The following is an 18,509-nucleotide window of genomic DNA, read 5'->3' as shown; positions in this document are numbered from 1 at the left end:
CTAGATCGGTTTATTGCCGGACGACTCAGGCCGGGTCGGTTCCGTTGTCCAGGATCAGGCCCCGCCGTCCTGAGACCGCCTGGCCTGGCTGGGATCCGCTGCTGTGCTTGAGGTAAACCACCTTCGTCTGGGTGAAGAAGTCAGCGTTGGTGAGACCGATGGAGAAGGCTCCCACGCCGGATTCCTTCACCCCGCCGAAGGGTACATGCGGCTGGCTGACCGTCCCGTGGTTGACATGGATCATGCCTGCGCGGGTTTCCCGGCTGAAGCGCATGACCAGATCGAGGTCTTCACTGAACACAGCCGCCGCCAGTCCGTAATCGGTGTCGTTGACGATGTCGATCGCTTCGTCAACGTCTTTGACGCGGGTAATCGTCAGCACGGGGCCGAAGATCTCCTCGCGGGCGACGGTCATATCCCGGGTGACGTGATCGAGGATGGTGGGGGCGTAGTAAAGGCCGTCCGGAATCTGCCGGTCCGGCGTCGTCCGCAAGGCGCCTTCCTCGATGCCCTGGCGCACGTAGCCGGAAACTTTGGTGAGCTGCGCGTGATTGACTAGGGGCCCGACGACGGTGCCCTCGGCGTCGCCCGGGCCCACCTGCAGGCCGGACCATGTCTCGGTGAGAATGGCTACCAGGTCGTCGGCGATCTCTTCGCGCACCAGAACCCGGCTGATGGACGTGCAGCGCTGCCCGGTGGCCTGGATCGCGGCGCTGGTGATCTCCGCGGCCACAGTGCGCAGGTCCTCTGCGCTGTGAACGTAGGCGGCATTCTTGCCGCCGAGTTCGAGTTGCACGGCGCCCATACGGCGGGCAACAGCCTCGTTGACCGTCCTGCCGACGCCGGTGGAACCTGTGAAGGAGACGCCTGCAATCCGGCGGTCTTCCGTGAGCTGTGTTCCAACTTTTGAGCCTCGGCCTGTCACTACGTTCAGGACGCCTTCCGGCAGTCCGGCGTCGCGGAGCAGGGCTGCGAGGGCCAGTGCGGTGAGCGGGGTTTCGAGGGCTGGCTTGAGGACAACGGTGTTGCCGAAGATCAGAGCGGGAGCGATTTTGCGTACGGGGGCGACGGCTGGGAAGTTCCACGGTGTAATGGCCGCAACAACCCCGATGGGTTCGCGTTCGGTGTAGACGAGCTGGCCCGGTGTGCGGCTGGGGATGGTGGTCCCGTGGATGCGGGTGCCCTCTCCGGCGGCGTACTCCAGCTCCATCCGGGCGCGGCCGAGCTCGCCGCGTGATTCTGCCAGCGGTTTACCCATTTCCCGAGTCATCAGCCGGGCGAGGTCTTCGAGATTCTCTCCGATAAGGTCGCTCCAGCGGCGGAGAATGTCGCCCCGTACCGGTCCGGGAGTTCCGGCCCAGCCGGGAAGAGCGCGCTCGGCGGCAGTGATGGCGGCGTCGACGTCCTCGGGGGTCGAATCCGGAACAATGCCGACGATATCGTCCTTGTCGGCCGGGTTCAGGGTCTCTACTCCCTCACCGGAACTCGGGACCCAGGCGTTGTTGATGAAATTGACCCCGTGCGGGTACTCAAGCGTCTGCTGATCAAGCATGGTGTTCTGCTCCTTGTGAATTCTGAGGTGTTCTTCGGGCCGGTACTTATCTGCTCACGCGCTGAACAGTCAGCCCGGCATCAACCCAACTGCGGTCCCAGCTGTCATCATTGATGGCCAGGGTGGTGATTCGTTCACGTTCAACAACGGCCTCGGCCGCTGCAACGACGTCGGCGATACGATGGCGGGGTACAAAGACGATCCCGTCTTCATCGCCAACCACCAGGTCTCCCTGGCTGACTGCCGTGCCTCCTATTGCAACGTTTCCCCTAATCAGTCCGGGCCCGTCCTTGTATGGGCCCAGGTGGGAGACTCCGCGGGCAAAGATCGGGATGTCGAGTCCGGCAAGCTCGGAGAGATCGCGGACGGCGCCGTCGAGCACGATCCCTGCTATTGCCCTGTTCTGCGCATAGCTGCCCAGAAGTCCTCCGATGATCGCGCGGTCTGTTTGCCCGCCGGCATCGACCACCAGCACGTCACCCTGCTCCGCCATGTCGACAGCCTTGTGGACCACCAGGTTGTCGCCCGGACGCGTCTGCACAGTCAGTGCGCGCCCGACCATGCGCACCGTCTTGCCGGCTGCAGCGTTCGAGGCGACAGGGGCGAGCCCGACTGCCCCGCCGAAGCGCTGCATGGCGTCCGAAAACGCGGCGGTCGGCAGATTCGCGCAACGCGCAAGAAGGTCGGCGGGGATCTCGGGGACCCGGTCATATACAAGACACTCGGCCGTCATCTCAGATACCTGCCGATGCCGGCCGTAGGACCGCTTTCATCACAGAGCCGGCCTTGACGTCGGCGACTGCTTCATTTGCCTGCTCGAGGGGGTATTCGGAGAGAAGCGCAGCAAGATCGAACTCGGCGAGCAGCCGGGGGAGGGTCTGGATATAACGAATGTAGTGCTGCGGAGAAAAGCCCCAGGATCCCTGAACGGTTAACTGCTTTCGGGTGATGTAGTGCGGGTTGATGGGAGTCGTGCCGTGGTCCGTGTATTGCCCCACCACGCAATACTGTCCGCCCGGACGGACCATTTCGATGCCCTCGGCCACCGCCGAAGGGATGCCCGCGCATTCAATAACTACGTCTGCGCCCTGGCTGTGGGGGGTAAGGGCCTTGACGGCGGCGATGCGGTCCTCCGTGCTGGTTCCGTCCATCACGTCGAAGTGCTCGTGTCCGACGCCAAGTTTGGCAGTGATTTCCAGCCTCGAAGCAGGACCGCCCACGATGATGACCTTTGCTGCGCCCGATAGCTGGGCGTAAATCGCGGCGGCAACGCCCACGGGCCCGCTGCCCTGGATTACTACGATGTCCCCGAAGCTGATTTTTGTTTCATACAGGACGCCGTGGACCGCTGTCGGGCCGGCGCAGCCGAGGGGGATGACATCCCGAGGGGTGATCCCGTCAGGAAGCTTCACAAGGGTGGTTCCAGGCTGCAGGTACATGGAGTCCGCCCACCCACCGGAAAGATGGGGAAACGTGTCGGCGCGCTGGTTGATGCCGTAGATCCGCCGTGACCCGGTGCAGAGGGTCGGCTGCTGTTCAACGAGGCAGTACCTGCACCTGCCACATGCCACGCTGTTCTGCCAGGCGACGGCGTCGCCTACTGCAAGCGGATTCCCGAGAACGTCGTGAGTGAGACCCTTGCCGAGAGCAGCGATACGTCCCACTGCTTCGTGCCCCAGGACGACCGGGGTCGGAATGGGCAAGCGGCCGGCCTGCAGGTGCACATCAGTGCCGCAGATCCCTGCGTACTCAACGTCAACAACAGCGGCGTTCTCACCTGGTTCCGGGATGTCGAAACTTCTCATTTCAAAGGGCTGTTCGAAAGCTGAAAGCACCATTGCTCGACTCTGAGCGGTCATCTGATTCTCCTTGGGTAAAACCTCGTGGACCCGTCCGGTTCATATATACGGACTAAGTTCTAAATAAGGTACCGTCATGTCGGATCTTGTACAACCCCTTTTTTGTATTGATAAGGAGCACGAGCATGAGGATCTTGGCAGCACCGGATAAGTTTCGCGGAACCGCAACCGCGGCCGAGGTGGCCGACACGATAGCGATGGCCGCACGGGATCTGGGCCATGTGGCGGAGACTCTGCCGATGGCCGACGGGGGAGAAGGCACGTTGGAGGCACTGGGGGGCGCGACGGAAGTTTCCATGGTCACCGGCCCCGACGGCATACCCCGGGAAGCGCACTGGCGCCTCTCGGAGGGGACGGCCGTTATCGAAATGGCCCGCGCCTCCGGCCTGGCCCTGCTGCCGGGCGGAATCAACGACCCCCTGACGGCCACATCCGCCGGCACCGGTGAGCTCATTAGGGAAGCCTTCGAACGCCGCGCCCGTACGGTCATCGTCACCATGGGAGGCTCCGCCACCACCGACGGAGGACTGGGGGCACTAAATGAAATGGGCGCGATCCCCGGCGGTGCCGAGCTGATTGTGGTCTGCGATGTGGAGACGCGGTTCAAGGATGCAGCGCGAGACTTCGGGCCGCAAAAGGGCGCATCTCCCGAGCAGGTCGCTGAGTTGACTGAGCGGCTTGAAGATCTCGAAGCTGAGTATCTGGACAGGTTCGGAGTCAACGTCAGCAATATGGTTGGCTCCGGGGCAGCTGGCGGCCTGGCCGGCGCGTTGCTTGCCGCCGGAGGGACCCTGCACCGCGGATTTGACTACGTCGCGGGCATGCTGAACTTGGATGCCGCGATTGAAAGGGCCGATATTGTGCTGACCGGCGAAGGACTCTTGGATTCCCAGTCCTTCAAGGGAAAAGTGGTGGGAGGAGTCGCCGCAACAGCCCGCATGCGAGGTGTTTCCATTGCGGCGGTGGTGGGCAGTGTCGCTCCCGGATTCGCCGCCCCGATTCGGGCCCGCAGCCTTGTGGAGACGGTCGGCCCCGCGGCCGCGATGGAAGAAACACTTTCGGCGGTTCGCGAAGCTGCCACTCTGGTCATCGCCGACCTAGCCCAGGCCCACGGGCAAAACCCACAGCTTCCGCGCCTGACACCTACCAAGGCAAAGCGCCTGCCGGCTTAGCTCGCTGCACGCCGGCCCGTAAAGCCTCAATTTCAGCATCAACCGCCGCTGGGCGACGACGCAGGGACCGTCCTCTCCGTCTGGCAGTATGTAGCAGCGGCGCCGCGTCCATTCCTTTCTCGGGCTGCCTCAGGTCGGCCGCACGTTTTACGCACCAGTGACACAAAGCACAAAAAAAGCTTGTTTTGCAGCAAAAAGGCCCGTACCTTATTTGGAACTGGGTACCGTATTTCGAACTGCGAGATTCCAGGAGCATTGAAACAAGGAGAATTAGGTGAACGCTCAGAGCCGAGCAATGATGCTTTCGGACGACGGGCGGGCCCTCACGCTCCACGAAGACCAAGATCGTCTGTCTAGGCCAAGTGCCTGGAATTGACGCCACATCCATCTCCGCACATCCTCCGATTACCGATGCCGCACGACGCAATTGCGGACATCAGCGGGGGCACTAGCGAAAACGACGTCCACTTTCTCGAGGAGACTTCCATGTCAGAACAGCAACCGGCCGGCGCGCCCCTGGTTCACATCATCGACGAGGGGGAGCGGCAATGAACGCTGAAGCCAAGACTGCTACCACCCACCCTTCCCCCACAGCCACCCTGGGCCGAGGCAACCGTTACCGGTGGGGGATCGGCGGCCTTCTGGCTGTGGGCGCTTTCGTCAATTACATCGACAGAGTCAACATTTCCATTGCTGCCAGCCCGCTCAGTGAATCTCTGCACCTTTCCCCGGGAGAGCTTGGACTGCTCCTGTCGGCCTACCTGTGGACTTACACAGTTCTGCAGTTACCGATTGGCTACCTGATCGACCGCATAGGCGTGCCGTGGGTGATGCGGATCGCCGTAGCTTTGTGGACCGTCTCCTCTTTCGTTACCGCGATAAGCGGCGGCCTCGGGCTCTTGTTGGTTTCGCGGCTACTCTTGGGGATTGGCGAAGCCCCCGCGTGGCCGGCATCCTGGAAGGCCATGGGATATTGGTTCCCGGCTCGTGAGCGCGGCAGATGCATCAGCCTCCTCGATGCGTCTTCGAGGGCCTCGAACGTCTTGGGCCTGCCCGTCATGGCCTATGTGGTTTCCGTTTTTGGCTGGCAGTCCGCATTCGTCCTGACCGGGGTCGTCAGTCTGGCCTACACGGTCGCGTTCTGGGTCATCTACCGCAACCCCGCGGAGGCCCGCCGAGCAGCCAAGCTATCCGCAGCGGAACATGAATACATCCTTGAGGGAGGCGCCCAGCAGGAGACGTCCCCGTCCGAATCCCCGTGGTCGAACGTCAGCTACCTGCTGCGTCGCCGCAAGACCTGGGGATTGGCCATTGGCTACGCAAGCTACGTGTATGTCTATTACCTTCTGCTGTCATGGCTGCCCTCGTACTTGGAAAAGTCGCAAGGTATGAGCGTCCTGAGTAGCGGAATATACTCTGTGGTTCCTTGGCTTGTAGCCGTGGTTGCCGAGCTTGCTATTGCCGGGTGGCTGATGGATCATCTTATCCGGCGTGGATTTGACCCCACGAAAACCAGGCGTGCCTTCCTGGTCCTCAGCATGGTTGGTGCGCTGGGCGTCGCGGGAACCGTGACTACCCACGACATCGTTGCCGTGATGATATATCTTTCGATCGGGGCTGCCGGGCTGGCTGTCAACGCTCCAACGGGTCAAAGCATTATCACCCTCATCGCGCCTCGAGGATCGGTGGCTTCATTAGGCGGCATTGTCAACGGGGCGGCAAATCTTCTCGGACTGACCGCGCCGATCGTCACCGGTCTCGTCGTCGAGGCCACCGGAAGTTTTGCGGGCGCGTTCATGATCGCCGGTCTCGTCACAGCGATCGGGATACTCTCGTACATCGTGGTGCTGGGCCGGATCGAACAGATTCCCGAACCGTCCCAGTCGTTGGCGCGTCCGTAACCATGCCACCACCGCCTGGATACCGCTCTTGCATCCCGTTCCATGGTTCTGTTCCGGGTCACCCTTCCCTCCCTCCGATTATCGGCTGAACGTCTCCGGAGCTATGTGCCCCCGAAGGAGCCCAAACGCCAAATAGGGAAAGATCTCTCAGATGGTTCCCAGAAGTTTGACTGGAACGGTAAGAGCCTGTGCCGCTAGGGCCTGAGCACGGTTTGCACCGGGCTCAGGCCCTCCAGCGTGATTGAGAGTTTCAGCCGCCTAGCCAACCAAGAGCCGTTCGGTCTAGGTAAGGCCAGAACCAGGGATATTGCCTGATCTTTAGGTTGAGTCGTTTTAGTGTTGGGGGCAGATCCGCCATCCCATTCCCGGGTACCGAGCAAGAGAAGGACGTATTTCGTGAGCACTTCGTTGTTGCGCAGGCTCAACTTCGGCCTGGACGATGCAACCGGCATCGCTGGGAAAGTCCGCACCGGCCGCCGCAGCGCCGTCGACGTCTTGGCCCAGGCCCGCGCGCGGGCGGAATCGGCTGCAGGTAAGACTGCCAACGCATTCATTACAGAAGACTGGGACCGTGCCGCCGAGGCGGCCGCCGCACTCGACAAACGCGGTGCTGCCCGCGAAGAACTGGGGCCACTGGCCGGAGTGCCGCTAAGCGTCAAGGATGTTATTGCAGTTGCCGGGTTGCCGGTTACCGCCGCCAGCCTGGCGTTCGCAGACAGGATAGCGACGACGACTGCGCCGGCCGTGCAGCGTCTGCTGGACGCCGACGCGATCCTGATCGGCAAAACCAATTGTCCCGAGTTCGCGTTCGGGCCCAGCTGTGACAGTCACTTAGGGGGCCGGACGACCAATCCGCGGTTTCCGTCGGCCACCCCGGGCGGTTCCAGCGGGGGCGAGGCGGCCTCCCTGGCTGCAGGAATCTCGGCTCTGGGGATCGGATCCGATTACGGCGGTTCCCTCAGATGGCCCGCCCAGTGCGTTGGAATAGCAGCATTGCGTCCGGGGCTGGGCAGCCTTCCCGTCGAGGGGCAGGTTCCCGGGGCCGATGGGTCTTTCGGCGACGATGGCATTATTCCGGCTACCGGCAGCGGAGTGCAGGGCACCTTTCAGACCATTGGCCCCATGGCCCGGTCCGTGCGCGACCTCCGCACCGCCTTCCAAATTATGAGGGACCAGTCGGATACCCCTACTGCAGAACCGCCCCAGTCTGTCGGTTACGATGGCGCCCGGGCCCGGCCAGGGAACCGCCCCATGCGGCTTTTGTGGACCGATGGAAGCAGGTTCGGCCGTGTCCGCAGGGAGGTTAGGGTCATGATGGAACAAGTCGCGGCGAAACTGCTCGCGGACGGGAGTGCGATCCGTGAAGAACCAGAAGCGCTAAGCGGCTGCCTGCCGGCCTACGACCGTCTGAGAGCAGTGGACCCTATGCAAGAACATGCCGCCGCAATCAGGGGCCGGGAACACCGCATCTGTCCGTCGAACCTGCACGCCGTCCGCTCGACATTCCTCTCCAGTCCGGCCGAAGTGCGGCACGCCTGGAGAGCGGCCGAGGCGGCGCGAAGGGCTGCGCAGGAAGAACTTGCGGCGGTCGACGCCCTCATACTGCCAGTAGCGGGCGGCCCTGCCGCCGATACGGATGGGCTGCTGGACGTCGACGGAACGTCCGCCCAGGGCTGGGAAATCATGGGGCACTGCCGGGCAGTAACACTCACCGGCTGCCCCGTAGTCTCGATTCCCGTTGCCATGTCATCCGACGGGCTCCCACTATCCATCCAGATTGTGACCGGTCCCGGCCTGGAACTCCACGCGCTGGACATCGCCGAACAGCTAGAGCTGCTTCTCGTTTAGGCAAAGCAGCATTTGCGCCCGCATCCGCAGGCTCCAGACCGATGGCACGGCCAGCGTCCTGCTGCCACAAGCCCTGACGCGGTGAGGGGCCGACTACGGTTGGAGCTGGCCTTTATTCAATCGCCGATAATGGACCTTTCGTCAGGTTGTCGCGCGGCTTTTTTGTCGCATTACGTCTATGCCGGCGGGGGAGGGATTCACCCCAGCTTGGCGTAGCGGAGGAACTGCTACACGGCTTCGCGGCTGATCCCGTCCTCACGGGCAAGGACGGCTTTCGGGACACCGCTACCGGCGCGCTGGACCAGCTCTGCCGCCCGTTCCGGTGGGAGGGTCTTTTTCCGCCCTTTATAGGCGCCGCGCTGCTGTGCCAGGGCGATGCCTTCCCGCTGGCGTTCCCTGATGAGGGAGCGTTCGAATTCGGCGAAGGCTCCCATGACGGAAAGCATAAGGTTGGCCATGGGGGAGTCCTCACCGGTGAAGACCAGACTCTCTTTGACGAACTCCACCCGCACCCCTTTACGGGTCAGGCCCTGGACGAGGGCGCGTAAGTCATCCAGGTTCCGGGCGAGCCGGTCCATGCTGTGCACCACCACGGTGTCCCCGTCGCGGGCAAACCGCAGCAATTCCGTCAGCTGGGGCCGGGCGGTGTCCCTGCCGGAGGCCTTGTCCGTGAACACCCGGTCCAGAACCTGGCCTTCGAGCTGGCGTTTCTCGTTCTGGTCCAGCGTGCTGACCCGCACGTACCCGATCCGCTGCCCAGCCACCGGCACCTCCAACCCTCCTCCTGTCAGGTTGAGTTCTAGGCCCGTCCCAGAAGGAAGTCAAGACGTCCAGGCCCCGAACCGTCAGGCTGGGGGTGTACTCCAACTGCTCAGTGAATTCTGCACCGGCAGAATGACATCGGTTTGACGAAAGACCGGGGAACTTCTTCGTGCCCAATCATCCGAAGATCGCTGGGCCCTCGGTTTCCGCGTCGGCACCACCACTACAGAGATCAACTGTCCGGTGATGTTCCCCCGAGCGCGTGGGCACCCAAGAGTCCCAGCTATTACGACGGGATCGGCAGGGCCGTTCAGCGCCCGAACGACCGACGTACCAGGTATCCCCGCTGGCTCGACGAACCACGAGGTCGGCTGACCACCCCCCTGACCGGGCCGGTGACCACAAATCGCTGATAGAACGCCTTCGTGGGCTGGACGGTAAACCGCCCAGCCCACGTTGGCCCCAAGGATCGCGTTCTGACGCCGAGGATTGTGAGCCACCGGGTCAAGGATCTCATTGGCTAATGCTGGCACAGCCCATTAGTCGCCGGAGGGTCTTGGTTAGTCGGGAACGAGACTCTGTGTGGAGTTGGAGTCCAGGGTTGCGGAACTGTGGAATAACGGCCTCATCCTCACAGTGCCCATTCCCCGGGTTGCGGCCTTGCGTCCAGAACTGGACGTCCCCTATTTCCACAGTCCGGTGAAGGCTCATGCTCAAAGCAGCGACACGTTCACAACCCGGACCATCCGCTGGCTCCGCTACCTCGGCCATCTTTCCGTTGCGGCAGGAAGGCTTGGGAGGGACCGCGCGGGGGACGATTGGTACCAGTAAGCGGTTGTGCAGATGTCGTCTTGTCGTTCGAAGAGGCCGTGGTCCCAGGCGCCGATCTGTTGCAGGGTGACCTTGAGCTTGTCGTCGAAGTAGATCGGGTCGGGCAGGTGCCAGCGATACAGCCCGTGCATGGGGGGCATCTCGGTAGAGAACGGTGAGGCTTTCGTCGTGTCTTTTGCCGAGTGGTACGGGTAGCCGAAATAGGGTGCGCTGAAGGTGAGGATCTCCGGTTCGGGCTCGGTTCGCAGTTCGTCTTGAAATGCCCAGGCCCCTCCGGCGTAGTCCTCAAGGCCTGTGCTGCACAGCGTCGGGTGGTCCTTGTCGCTGTCGACGTAGAACTTGACCTCGCCTTCGCCCCACCAGTAGCGGTGCAGGGAGGTGAGGGCCACGTAGGTGCCGACGTAGGTCCCCCGCCCGGACACTCCGTCGAGGATGACGTGGTCGGTTCCTAGCGGGGTTGTCCCGTTCGACCGGCGCCACTGGGCGTGGAAGTAGCCGACATCCGTGCCAAGGTCGTCGCCGGTGGTGTAGTCGATCTGGAAGAAGATGTGGGGGAGGTCGCCGCCGTGCTGGCTTTCCAGGGTAAGCCGGGCGCCGGAGCGGAAGGGCATCGGGAAGTAGCAGTTCATGCCGCCAGTCGGGGCGACCACGATCGGGATGGAGTTGACCAACGCGCGGGTGGCGAATCCGTTGCAGAAGAAGTCCCCAAGCGGCACTTCGACCGAGGGCGACTCGGACCCGTCCCAATAGGCCCTGAGCACTAGGTCCCGCAGGACGAAGGGGCCACTTTCCGTGCGGTCAGCGACTGTGATCCAGATGTGGCGGATCACTCCAGGTCCGTCGATGTCTGCCAAGGTGAGGGTTTCACCGGCGGGAAGGGGCAGGTACGCCGTTCCCTTACGTCCGGGTCCGAGGTTGGATGCTGTCTGGGCCGCTTTGCCGGCCTGCCCTGTCGGGTTTTCGGCGTTGATCGATCGGCTGCGCAGGCCGGGGTTTGAGCTCAGAGTGCTCCACGTGGTGAACAAGATTGGTGTCCCTTCGGATTATTGTTTGGGCATGGCTCAACCACACCGATGGTGATGGCTGATGACCTAGTGACTTTCGGTTCTGGTTGCCGGCTATTTGACGGCTCCCGCGGTTACCCCGTGGCTGAGGGTTCGCTGGAAGATCAGGAAGAAGATGAGCGTGGGAAGCAGGGACAACAGCGATCCGGCGTTCAGCACGGTGACGTCGATGTTGTGTTGTCCGCGGAGCGTCGACAGGGCAATCGGCACGGTCTGGGAGGATTGATCGGCGAGCAATACGACCGGGATGTAGAACTCGTTCCAGGTCCAGATGAAGAAGAAGACGATGAGTACCGATAGCGTCGGTGTAAGCACTGGGAGGAGGATCCGCCGGAGTATCTGCCAGCGGGTCGCGCCGTCGATGGCAGCCGCCTCGAGGAGCTCCTTGGGTACGGTGGCCATCACGCTGGCAAGAAGGTAGGTGCCAAACGCGGCCTGTAGGACCGTAAAGACAATGATCACCGACCACACGGTATTGAAGGTGTGGGTTGCTTGCGCTCCGTAGAACAGTGGGTAGATCAAGGCTTCGTGGGGAAGCATCGTCGACAGGAGCAGCAAGGCCAGAATGAGTCCGCTTCCCTTCACCCGGCCGATGCCGATCGCGTACGCGCTGATCAGCCCTAGCGCGGTACCGAGGAATGCCACCGCGGTCGAGATGAGAATCGAGTTCCACAAGGCGACGGGGAAGTTGACGATCGACAGGTAGTTGTAGAAGGCGTCGACACTGAAGAATTCCGGCCAGGACAGTGGCCCGTTCGCCGAGTAGTCGGCGCCGGATTTGAAGGCGTTCAGCACCATGAGCAGGAACGGTGAGAGCATAATGGCGGCGATCAACGATGCGATGGCCAAGATCAGCCATCGCATCGTCGAGGGCCGGCGGTGCCGTCTCTGACTAGCGGGGGTGGGCGGTTCTGCCTTGGCAGTCTCGTAGATTGGGTCAACTTGAAGGCTCATGTCAGCCTACTCTTTGGTCGTTTTCGGAGCGCCGCTGCCAGATCAGCATCGCGGCGGCCACGATGAAGATCACGAACGACATGACGGTGGCGATGGTGGAGCCGTAGCCCACTTGAGAGAGCTCGAAGAAGTTTCGGTATGCGTAGTAGGAGGGCACGACGGTCGAGCCCTCAGGTCCGCCGCCGGTGAGGATCAGGATGGGTGCGAAGACTTTTAGTGCGGCCACGGTCGCCGTCAGGACGACGATGAAGACCTCTGGCCGGATCGTCGGCACAGTGATCGCGGCAAACCGCCGCCACCAACCCGCGCCGTCGAGCGCGGCGGCTTCGTAGAGTTCGGGGTCAACCCGAGAGAGTGCGGCCATGAAAATAACCACGGGGTAGCCGATCTGCAGCCAGCCCAGCATGAGCATGACCGCATACAGTGCCAGATTCGGGTCACCCAGCCAGTCGGGCGGATCCGTGACGCCGGCAGTTTTCAGGAAGGTGTTGATGGACCCGCGGCTAGGATCCAGGATCCAGCTCCAGATGAACCCGGCGACAGCGATGGGCAGGATCTGGGGCAGGTAGTAGGTGGCGCGTAGGAACGCGGCGGTCCGGCTTCCGAACTTCTTTCCGAGGTAGTCGAACAGCATCGCGGCCAGCAGGAGGCCGATCAGAGTCGGGACGACGACGATCGCCACGACCATGAACAGCGAGTTCTTGAACGACAGCCAGAAGTTCTCGTCATGGAGGAGGTCGACATAATTGCCGATTCCGTACCAGCGGAACGGCGCTGATCCGCCCTTCCACTTGAAGAGGCTAAAAACGACGTTCATTACGAAGGGAACCGCGACGACTGCCGTGAAACCTACGCTGATGGGGAGGAGGTACCACCAGTACGAGGCAGAGCGCCGGGGATTTTCTCGCGCAGGGGGCCGCGTGGGGACTAGGACTGCCATTGTCCGTCACACTCTCTTTCTGTTTGGCAAGGCCGGGGACGCCGCATCCATGGCGCCCCCGGCCTCTTTCGAAGTCGGACGAGTCAGCGTTTCGTGCCGTCGTCGTAGAACTTCTGCAGCGCCGTCATGTATTGGTCTGCTGTCTCGTTGCGGTTCGACATCGCCTGCATGTGGTTCTGAATGAAGTCCAGGAAGCCGGGAACCGGGTAGTCCGGGTAGAAGGACAAAGTGTCTGCCGCGACAAGCTGGTTGAACCGCTCAGTGAATGCGCGAGTTGTCGCGTCCGTGATCTTGTTGGCATCGCCCGCGAGGGGCAGACCTCCCAGCTGTCCGATAGTGTTCTGAACCTCGGGGCTGAGGGTCGTGTCGATCCAGTCGTAGGCGAGATCCTTGTTCTTTGCTTTGGACGGGACTCCCCACAAGTGGCCGGAGGAACCCATCGTCAGGTTCGCCCCTGGCATGGTGAAGTACCCCCAGTCGAATTTCGCGTCCTTGCGAATCCGGGCAAACTGTCCGTTGTTCCAAGGCAGCGTCGCGGCGTTGCCGCTGAGGAAGTTAACGGTGGCCTGTTCGAATGACAGGCCTCCAAGCTTGTCGCCCACATATCCCTTGTCGATCCAGTCCTGGAACTTTTTGGTGGCTTCAGCCCAGGGCCCGGAGTGGAAGTCGACGGAGTTCTTGATGAACATGAAGTCGTCGATCTGTTGCCGGGTGGCAGCAGCAGAGACCAGTGAGTACCAAACCCACATCTGGTTGAATCCCTGGCTGGTGCTCGCCGAGCTCGAGATCGGAACCTCGCCGCTGGCTTTGAGCTTGTCCATGGCGGTTTCGAACTCCGCCATCGTTGTGGGCAAGTTGGTGATCCCGGCCTTCTGGAATTTCTCTTTGTTGTAGTAGAACATCACGTACTCGCCGATGTTCGGGATGCCGTACCAATCGCCGGAACCGGCGCGGCCGTCCTGGTCATATTTGGCGAAGGCCGCCATCGAGCCCGTCACCTTCTTGTCCCAGCCATACTTGGTGACCTGGTCGTTGAGCGGGTCGAGCAGTCCTTGGGCGGCGAGCTGTCCGCCGTCGGCGTTGCCCTTGTTGAACTCAATCACGTCGGGAACGTCGTTGCCCGAAAGGGTGATCTTGGCGTTCTGGCGAAGCGCATCGAAGCTCGTTTGCTGGAAGTTGACCTTGACATCCGGGTGTTTGGCCTTGAAGATCTCCAACGCCTTCTGCCAGCCTTGGCCCTGGGGAGTCGTGGGGTCCTCATATTGAAGGATGGTGAAGGTCTTGCCGGCATCGCTGCCTGAGCTCCCGCTGCTGCTGCCGCAGCCGGCAAGCCCTACTGCGGTGAGGACAGCGGCCGTTAGGACCGCACAGGCTTTCCTCGTCGCGCCTTTCATTCCTGCTTTCACTTACTAGCTCCTTTGTTGTGTTGCCTCGGTGGGCCGAGGGGGGATTGGGCATTTCGCTGGTTTCGGGGTCTTTTGGGCAGGGGGAACCGAAGTCGAGTCGTTCCCTGTTCTCGTTCCGTCGATTCCGTCAGGCCATTTGAGGCGTGCTTTTCCAGGTGCCGCCGCTACGGCATCGAACCGCCCCTGCCTATATGTGCGGTTGCGGGGCCAACGGAGTCTCGTTCGATTACCGGGCAAGGCATTAGCCGGTGGGCTGGTGCCTGGTCCGAGCCCGCGCGAGTGCGGGCTATGGCCTGTTTGGCCGCCCATGCTCCCATCTCGCGGTGCGGTAGCTGGATGGTGGTTAGACCCGGCAGGAGACTGTCGGCGACGTACTGCCGGTTATCGAATCCGACGATGGACAGATCATCCGGGATCTGGAGTCCAAGCTGGTGAGCTGCCTGATAGAACCCGAAGGCGATCTGGTCGGAGAAGCAAAACACCGCCGTAGGACGGTCTGAGCGTTGAAGAATTTCCAACGCCGGTAGCCGACCCGCGGCCGCGCTCGGTTCTGCGGCCTCCACGATGAGTGAGGGGTCCACCGGGATCCCGGATTCCGAAAGAGCCGCCTCGTACCCGGCCAGCCGGAGCGATCTAGCCACAAACTCCGAACTGGACACATTGCAGAAGGCGATCCGACGATGTCCCGCCTGAATCAGATATTGCGTCGCTGCGAAGGCGCCCCCCACCTCGTCGGGGACCACCCAGTCGACAGTGCTGTCGCCGTTCCTCGGCCGTCCGTTGAGGACAACAGTGGGCACGGAAGCAGGAACGAGGGGCAGATCGACGTCACGATGAAACTCGGCTGCGACGATAAACCCCTCAATGTTGCGTTGCAGGAGTGCCTTGACCGCAGGACTATCCAGTTCGTGGTTGCCGGCAGTGTCGATCAGCATAAGGAGAAATCCCTCCTCGGCGGCTGCGACCTGCGCACCGGCAAGCATTTGGCCACCAAACGGGATGGACGCCACGCGATCGGACAAGAGCCCGATGGTCCGGGTCTGCCGGGTCTTCAACCCGCGTGCCAGCAAGTTGGGCACGTACCCTAGTTCGTCCGCTACCTGGCGGATGCGCTGGGCGACGTCGGCTCTCACCCGTCCCCCGTCGCGGTCATTCAAGACCAGCGAGACAGTCGATACAGAGACGCCGACATGCGTGGCGATGTCTCTCATGGTCAGCATGGGCACCTCCGTCAAACGATTGAAGTCAAACGATTGATGTCGACGGTAGGGACGTCAAACGCGTTGACGCAATCACGTTACCTAATCGTTATTTTTGTGAGGATCGGCACGCCCAAGCGTGGAGGGCGCGGGGGAGTGAGATGCGGTCCTTATGGCTGTTGAGGCAGCGGAGTTCGCTACGACGGGTGGTTCGTGTCGGGCCGGTGAGCCGGGGGATCAAGATCGGTTCAACGGAGGTAAACGCGGCTGTCGGGTTCAAAATCCAGAACGTTGCGAAGATTCTTGAAGTCGCGTCGGGGGTGGGTGTGCAGGCAGTGGCGTCCTCCTGCGCTGGGTTGGACGAGGACCGGGACCAGGCACCTTCTGCAGCAGGCCAGGATCACCCTGCCCGAACATCCACCTGTAGGGAGTAGGTGACCGTGGATTGCATCCCTATCTAGGCATCCGCGACTGCGGTGGATGTCGCCAATTCCGGCAGGTCCGCGAGCAGCTCTACCATTGTGGGCGGGTTGGCGCCGGGCCGGCGGACGGTGATGGCTGCGGCCTTGGTCGCCGTGAGGCCTATGGCTTCCAGTACGGCTGGTGCGAGTCCGTCCGTTCCGCGTGCCAACAGGCCGTATATCAGGGCTGCCATGTAAGCATCCCCAGCGCCGATCGTGTCCGCCACTTCGGATCTGATGGCGGGTAGATGCAGTTGTGTGGCCGGGGTAGCCAGCAACGAGCCCTCGGAGCCCCTGGTGACCACCGCTAGATCTGTGCCGAGTCCGAGGAGCCGTGCGGCGGTGTCCTCGAGCTGCAGCTCCGGGTAGAGCCAATGAGCGTCGTCATCGCTGAGCTTGACCACGTCGGTTAGCGGGACGAGCTCTTCAAAGATGGATCTGGCCTCGGCATGACTGCCCAGCAGCGCCGGCCGGATGTTCGGATCGTAGGTGACCATGCATTCGCGGTGGGCCTGTTCCAGCAATGCTTTGACGGCAGCTGCTCCTGGAGCAAGGAAGGTCGCGATCGAGCCCGTGTGGAGCACCTTGGGAAGGCGGGCCGGGGCTATGGGCGGCAGTTCCCAGTGGATGTCGAAGTCATAGCGGGCGGAGCCGTCGGCGGCGAGGGTGGCGGTTGCGGTGGCTGTACGGCCCTGGGACTTGGAGCCGGGAACGAGCATGACGCCGGCGTTTTCGAGGTGTGCCTCTATTGCCCGGCCGCGTTCGTCGTTGCCGAGCGCCGTCAGGAGGGCGGTACTGACACCGAGGCGCCCCAGTCCGTAGGCGACGTTGGCCGGTGATCCGCCCGGGTGCTCAACGGTACATTGGGCGGAAGTAACGATGTCGACTAAGGCTTCGCCGACGACGATGACGTCCGGGGCCGTGACGGAGTCGCTGCAATGGGTTCTAAGCATGGAGGGCCTTTCTGGAGCCGCCCGGGGGCCTTTTTTGGGCACCCGGGACGGGAGGCGGGGAGGAGATGAGGGGTTTCCCAGCGGGCTAGGTCTGGCGGTGCCCCTCGGAACGAGTGGCAATTCGGCGTGAATGGGCAGCCTGCTACGGCCTGTATGCCAGCTAACTAATCCTTCGGCTGGGCCAGCCAGCCAGACCGTTCACGGGCGGAACGACATTGGAGGGAGCCATCGCTGGTGCTCACGCCGACTGGACTGCCGGCGGGGTCTCGAGCTGGTCGGCGACGTGCTGCCAGGTGTCGGCGAACGCGCCGTAGGCCGTTTTGATCTGGACGCCGACGGGGAGTTCGGGGCACTCGTTTTCACCGTTGGTGCCCCAGTTAACCCAGCCGGACTGGCGCCGTTGCACGATCTGGAAGGCTCCCGATGGTTGGGAGGTCCACCAGATCATGGCCCTGCCGAGTGTCGAATGGAATTCTGCCGTTTTAGAGGCAGGTCCAGGGAAGATCGTTTCGTGCGCCACGCTGGAGACATCGACGGGCTCGCGCGCGATGGTCCATTGGCGGTCCGGCAGATCCGCGAGCACGTGTGAACTGGCCCGTACCCGGGCCAGCCGTTCGCGGATCTCGTCGTTGTCGAGCGCGCCTTCCCAGCTGCAGAACAGCCGCCAGTAGAGGTCCCAGTGGGCTGCTTCAATATTGCCGCTGAGTTGGCGGCGGAATTCTTCGAACTTCGCGGTGTCAGAGGTGGAGGCAGCGATGGTTTCGTCCACCATTGTGGCGAGTTCAGCCGCGTACGGATCCCCGGACCGGTAGCGGGTGCCGCCGTATGCTTCGAAGCGGTCGAAGACCACGTCGCCCTGGCCGGCCTCAAATTCATCGCCGACAGTGATCTTGTTCGTTATTGAACGGCCATTGATGACGGTCTGGAAGTCATCGATCCGGTAGCTGCGCGTGAAGTGGGGGGTGCCGTAGGTGAATTTCCAGTCTATGGAGAACGTCTTGCCCTTGAGTTCGTCGAGCAAGCCGTCCGGGATTGTCCCGTTCATCCGGTAATGATGCAGAACGGGGCCGTACTCGAGCGTTTCGATTTCGACGGTGGTGTGCTCGGGCGGGTTGATGAGGCCGTTTTCCGGGGTGAAGAAGGGGCCGTAGAAGCCTCCGATGGCGTTGTTGCCTGAGGGGAGCAGGTCGATGCCTTCTTTCAGGGTGGCGAAGTGGCGCAGTCCCCACTTTGAGGATCCGGTGCCCTCGGCTGTGCCCGAGCACATTTCGAGGTCGAAGTATCCGGTGTCGAGCCGTACAAAGGCGTCAGGTTCAACAGGTTCCCGTTCGGTGATTCCTTCGACGTGTCCCGTTGCCGGCGCTTCCAGGGCGAGTTCCACGCTGCCTTCAAAGGACACGACGGTGATGAAGCTGGTCTTCCCCGCCACGGGCTGCGCGTGTAGCCGCTGGCACATAAGGGTCTCTCCGGCGTTGGTGGTCGCCGTCCAGAGGTTTTCCGTTAGTTCGGCGTCGACGGTGAAGGTTACCGGTTCGTTGATCCGGCGTCCGGGAAGCGTGTCCTTCAGGACAATGGTGGGCAATGCCACGGGATTTCCTCTCGATTGG

Annotated in this window: 14 protein-coding genes; 3 read left to right on the top strand and 11 right to left on the bottom strand. The window is 62.3% G+C overall.

The genetic code is table 11. The features are described 5' to 3' along the window. Positions 1-25: 25 nt before the first annotated feature. Genes ACFVVK_RS01060 through ACFVVK_RS01050 form a run of 3 tightly spaced genes read right to left on the bottom strand, consistent with a single transcriptional unit; the run spans position 26 to position 3,390 of the window. Positions 26-1,552 carry an aldehyde dehydrogenase family protein gene (locus ACFVVK_RS01060; RefSeq protein ID WP_390262189.1) on the bottom strand — a complete coding sequence of 509 codons (1,527 nt, stop codon included), beginning with the start codon at positions 1,550-1,552 and terminating at the stop codon, positions 26-28. Between the two features lie 46 nt (positions 1,553-1,598). Next, on the bottom strand, positions 1,599-2,285 hold the full coding sequence (locus tag ACFVVK_RS01055) for a methyltransferase (protein WP_390262186.1): 687 nt from the start codon (positions 2,283-2,285) through the stop codon (positions 1,599-1,601). A gap of 1 nt (position 2,286) precedes the next feature. Then, complete coding sequence (locus ACFVVK_RS01050) at positions 2,287-3,390, bottom strand: zinc-binding dehydrogenase (protein ID WP_390262183.1); 1,104 nt, start codon at positions 3,388-3,390, stop codon at positions 2,287-2,289. Between the two features lie 146 nt (positions 3,391-3,536). Here ACFVVK_RS01050 and ACFVVK_RS01045 point away from each other — a divergent pair, with 146 nt between their 5' ends. From ACFVVK_RS01045 to ACFVVK_RS01035, 3 genes are all read left to right on the top strand, one after another. Further along, complete coding sequence (locus ACFVVK_RS01045) at positions 3,537-4,583, top strand: glycerate kinase (protein WP_390262180.1); 1,047 nt, start codon at positions 3,537-3,539, stop codon at positions 4,581-4,583. A 548-nt stretch (positions 4,584-5,131) separates the two neighbouring features. Further along, complete coding sequence (locus ACFVVK_RS01040) at positions 5,132-6,484, top strand: MFS transporter (RefSeq protein WP_390262177.1); 1,353 nt, start codon at positions 5,132-5,134, stop codon at positions 6,482-6,484. 396 nt (positions 6,485-6,880) lie between these two features. Continuing rightward, a complete protein-coding gene (locus ACFVVK_RS01035; protein WP_390262174.1) occupies positions 6,881-8,332 on the top strand; it encodes an amidase in 1,452 nt (483 codons plus the stop codon). 227 nt (positions 8,333-8,559) lie between these two features. Here ACFVVK_RS01035 and ACFVVK_RS01030 read toward each other — a convergent pair whose 3' ends face one another. The 8 genes from ACFVVK_RS01030 to ACFVVK_RS00995 form a co-directional block, all read right to left on the bottom strand. Then, a complete protein-coding gene (locus ACFVVK_RS01030; RefSeq protein ID WP_390262171.1) occupies positions 8,560-9,096 on the bottom strand; it encodes a recombinase family protein in 537 nt (178 codons plus the stop codon). 756 nt (positions 9,097-9,852) lie between these two features. Continuing rightward, positions 9,853-10,950 carry a glycoside hydrolase family 172 protein gene (locus ACFVVK_RS01025; RefSeq protein WP_390262168.1) on the bottom strand — a complete coding sequence of 366 codons (1,098 nt, stop codon included), beginning with the start codon at positions 10,948-10,950 and terminating at the stop codon, positions 9,853-9,855. A gap of 93 nt (positions 10,951-11,043) precedes the next feature. Beyond that, positions 11,044-11,943: a carbohydrate ABC transporter permease gene (locus tag ACFVVK_RS01020; RefSeq protein WP_390262165.1), complete on the bottom strand. Its 900-nt coding sequence runs from the start codon at positions 11,941-11,943 to the stop codon at positions 11,044-11,046. 1 nt (position 11,944) lies between these two features. Then, positions 11,945-12,760: a carbohydrate ABC transporter permease gene (locus ACFVVK_RS01015; protein ID WP_390262162.1), complete on the bottom strand. Its 816-nt coding sequence runs from the start codon at positions 12,758-12,760 to the stop codon at positions 11,945-11,947. A 206-nt stretch (positions 12,761-12,966) separates the two neighbouring features. After that, on the bottom strand, positions 12,967-14,289 hold the full coding sequence (locus ACFVVK_RS01010; protein ID WP_390262159.1) for an ABC transporter substrate-binding protein: 1,323 nt from the start codon (positions 14,287-14,289) through the stop codon (positions 12,967-12,969). 164 nt (positions 14,290-14,453) lie between these two features. After that, the gene (locus ACFVVK_RS01005) at positions 14,454-15,509 is read right to left on the bottom strand and encodes a LacI family DNA-binding transcriptional regulator (RefSeq protein ID WP_390262156.1); all 1,056 of its coding nucleotides are present in this window, start codon (positions 15,507-15,509) and stop codon (positions 14,454-14,456) included. Between the two features lie 436 nt (positions 15,510-15,945). Then, positions 15,946-16,902 (bottom strand): carbohydrate kinase, encoded by a 957-nt coding sequence (locus ACFVVK_RS01000; RefSeq protein WP_390262153.1) that lies wholly within the window; start codon positions 16,900-16,902, stop codon positions 15,946-15,948. A 238-nt stretch (positions 16,903-17,140) separates the two neighbouring features. After that, positions 17,141-18,490 carry a hypothetical protein gene (locus tag ACFVVK_RS00995; RefSeq protein WP_390262150.1) on the bottom strand — a complete coding sequence of 450 codons (1,350 nt, stop codon included), beginning with the start codon at positions 18,488-18,490 and terminating at the stop codon, positions 17,141-17,143. Between the last annotated feature and the right edge of the window lie 19 nt (positions 18,491-18,509).

This window comes from Arthrobacter sp. NPDC058192 (genome assembly GCF_042883665.1).
In the GTDB taxonomy this organism is placed as follows: Bacteria; Actinomycetota; Actinomycetes; order Actinomycetales; family Micrococcaceae; genus Arthrobacter.
The sequence above is the reverse complement of the archived record's forward strand: the minus strand, read 5'-3'. Positions and strand labels throughout refer to the sequence as shown.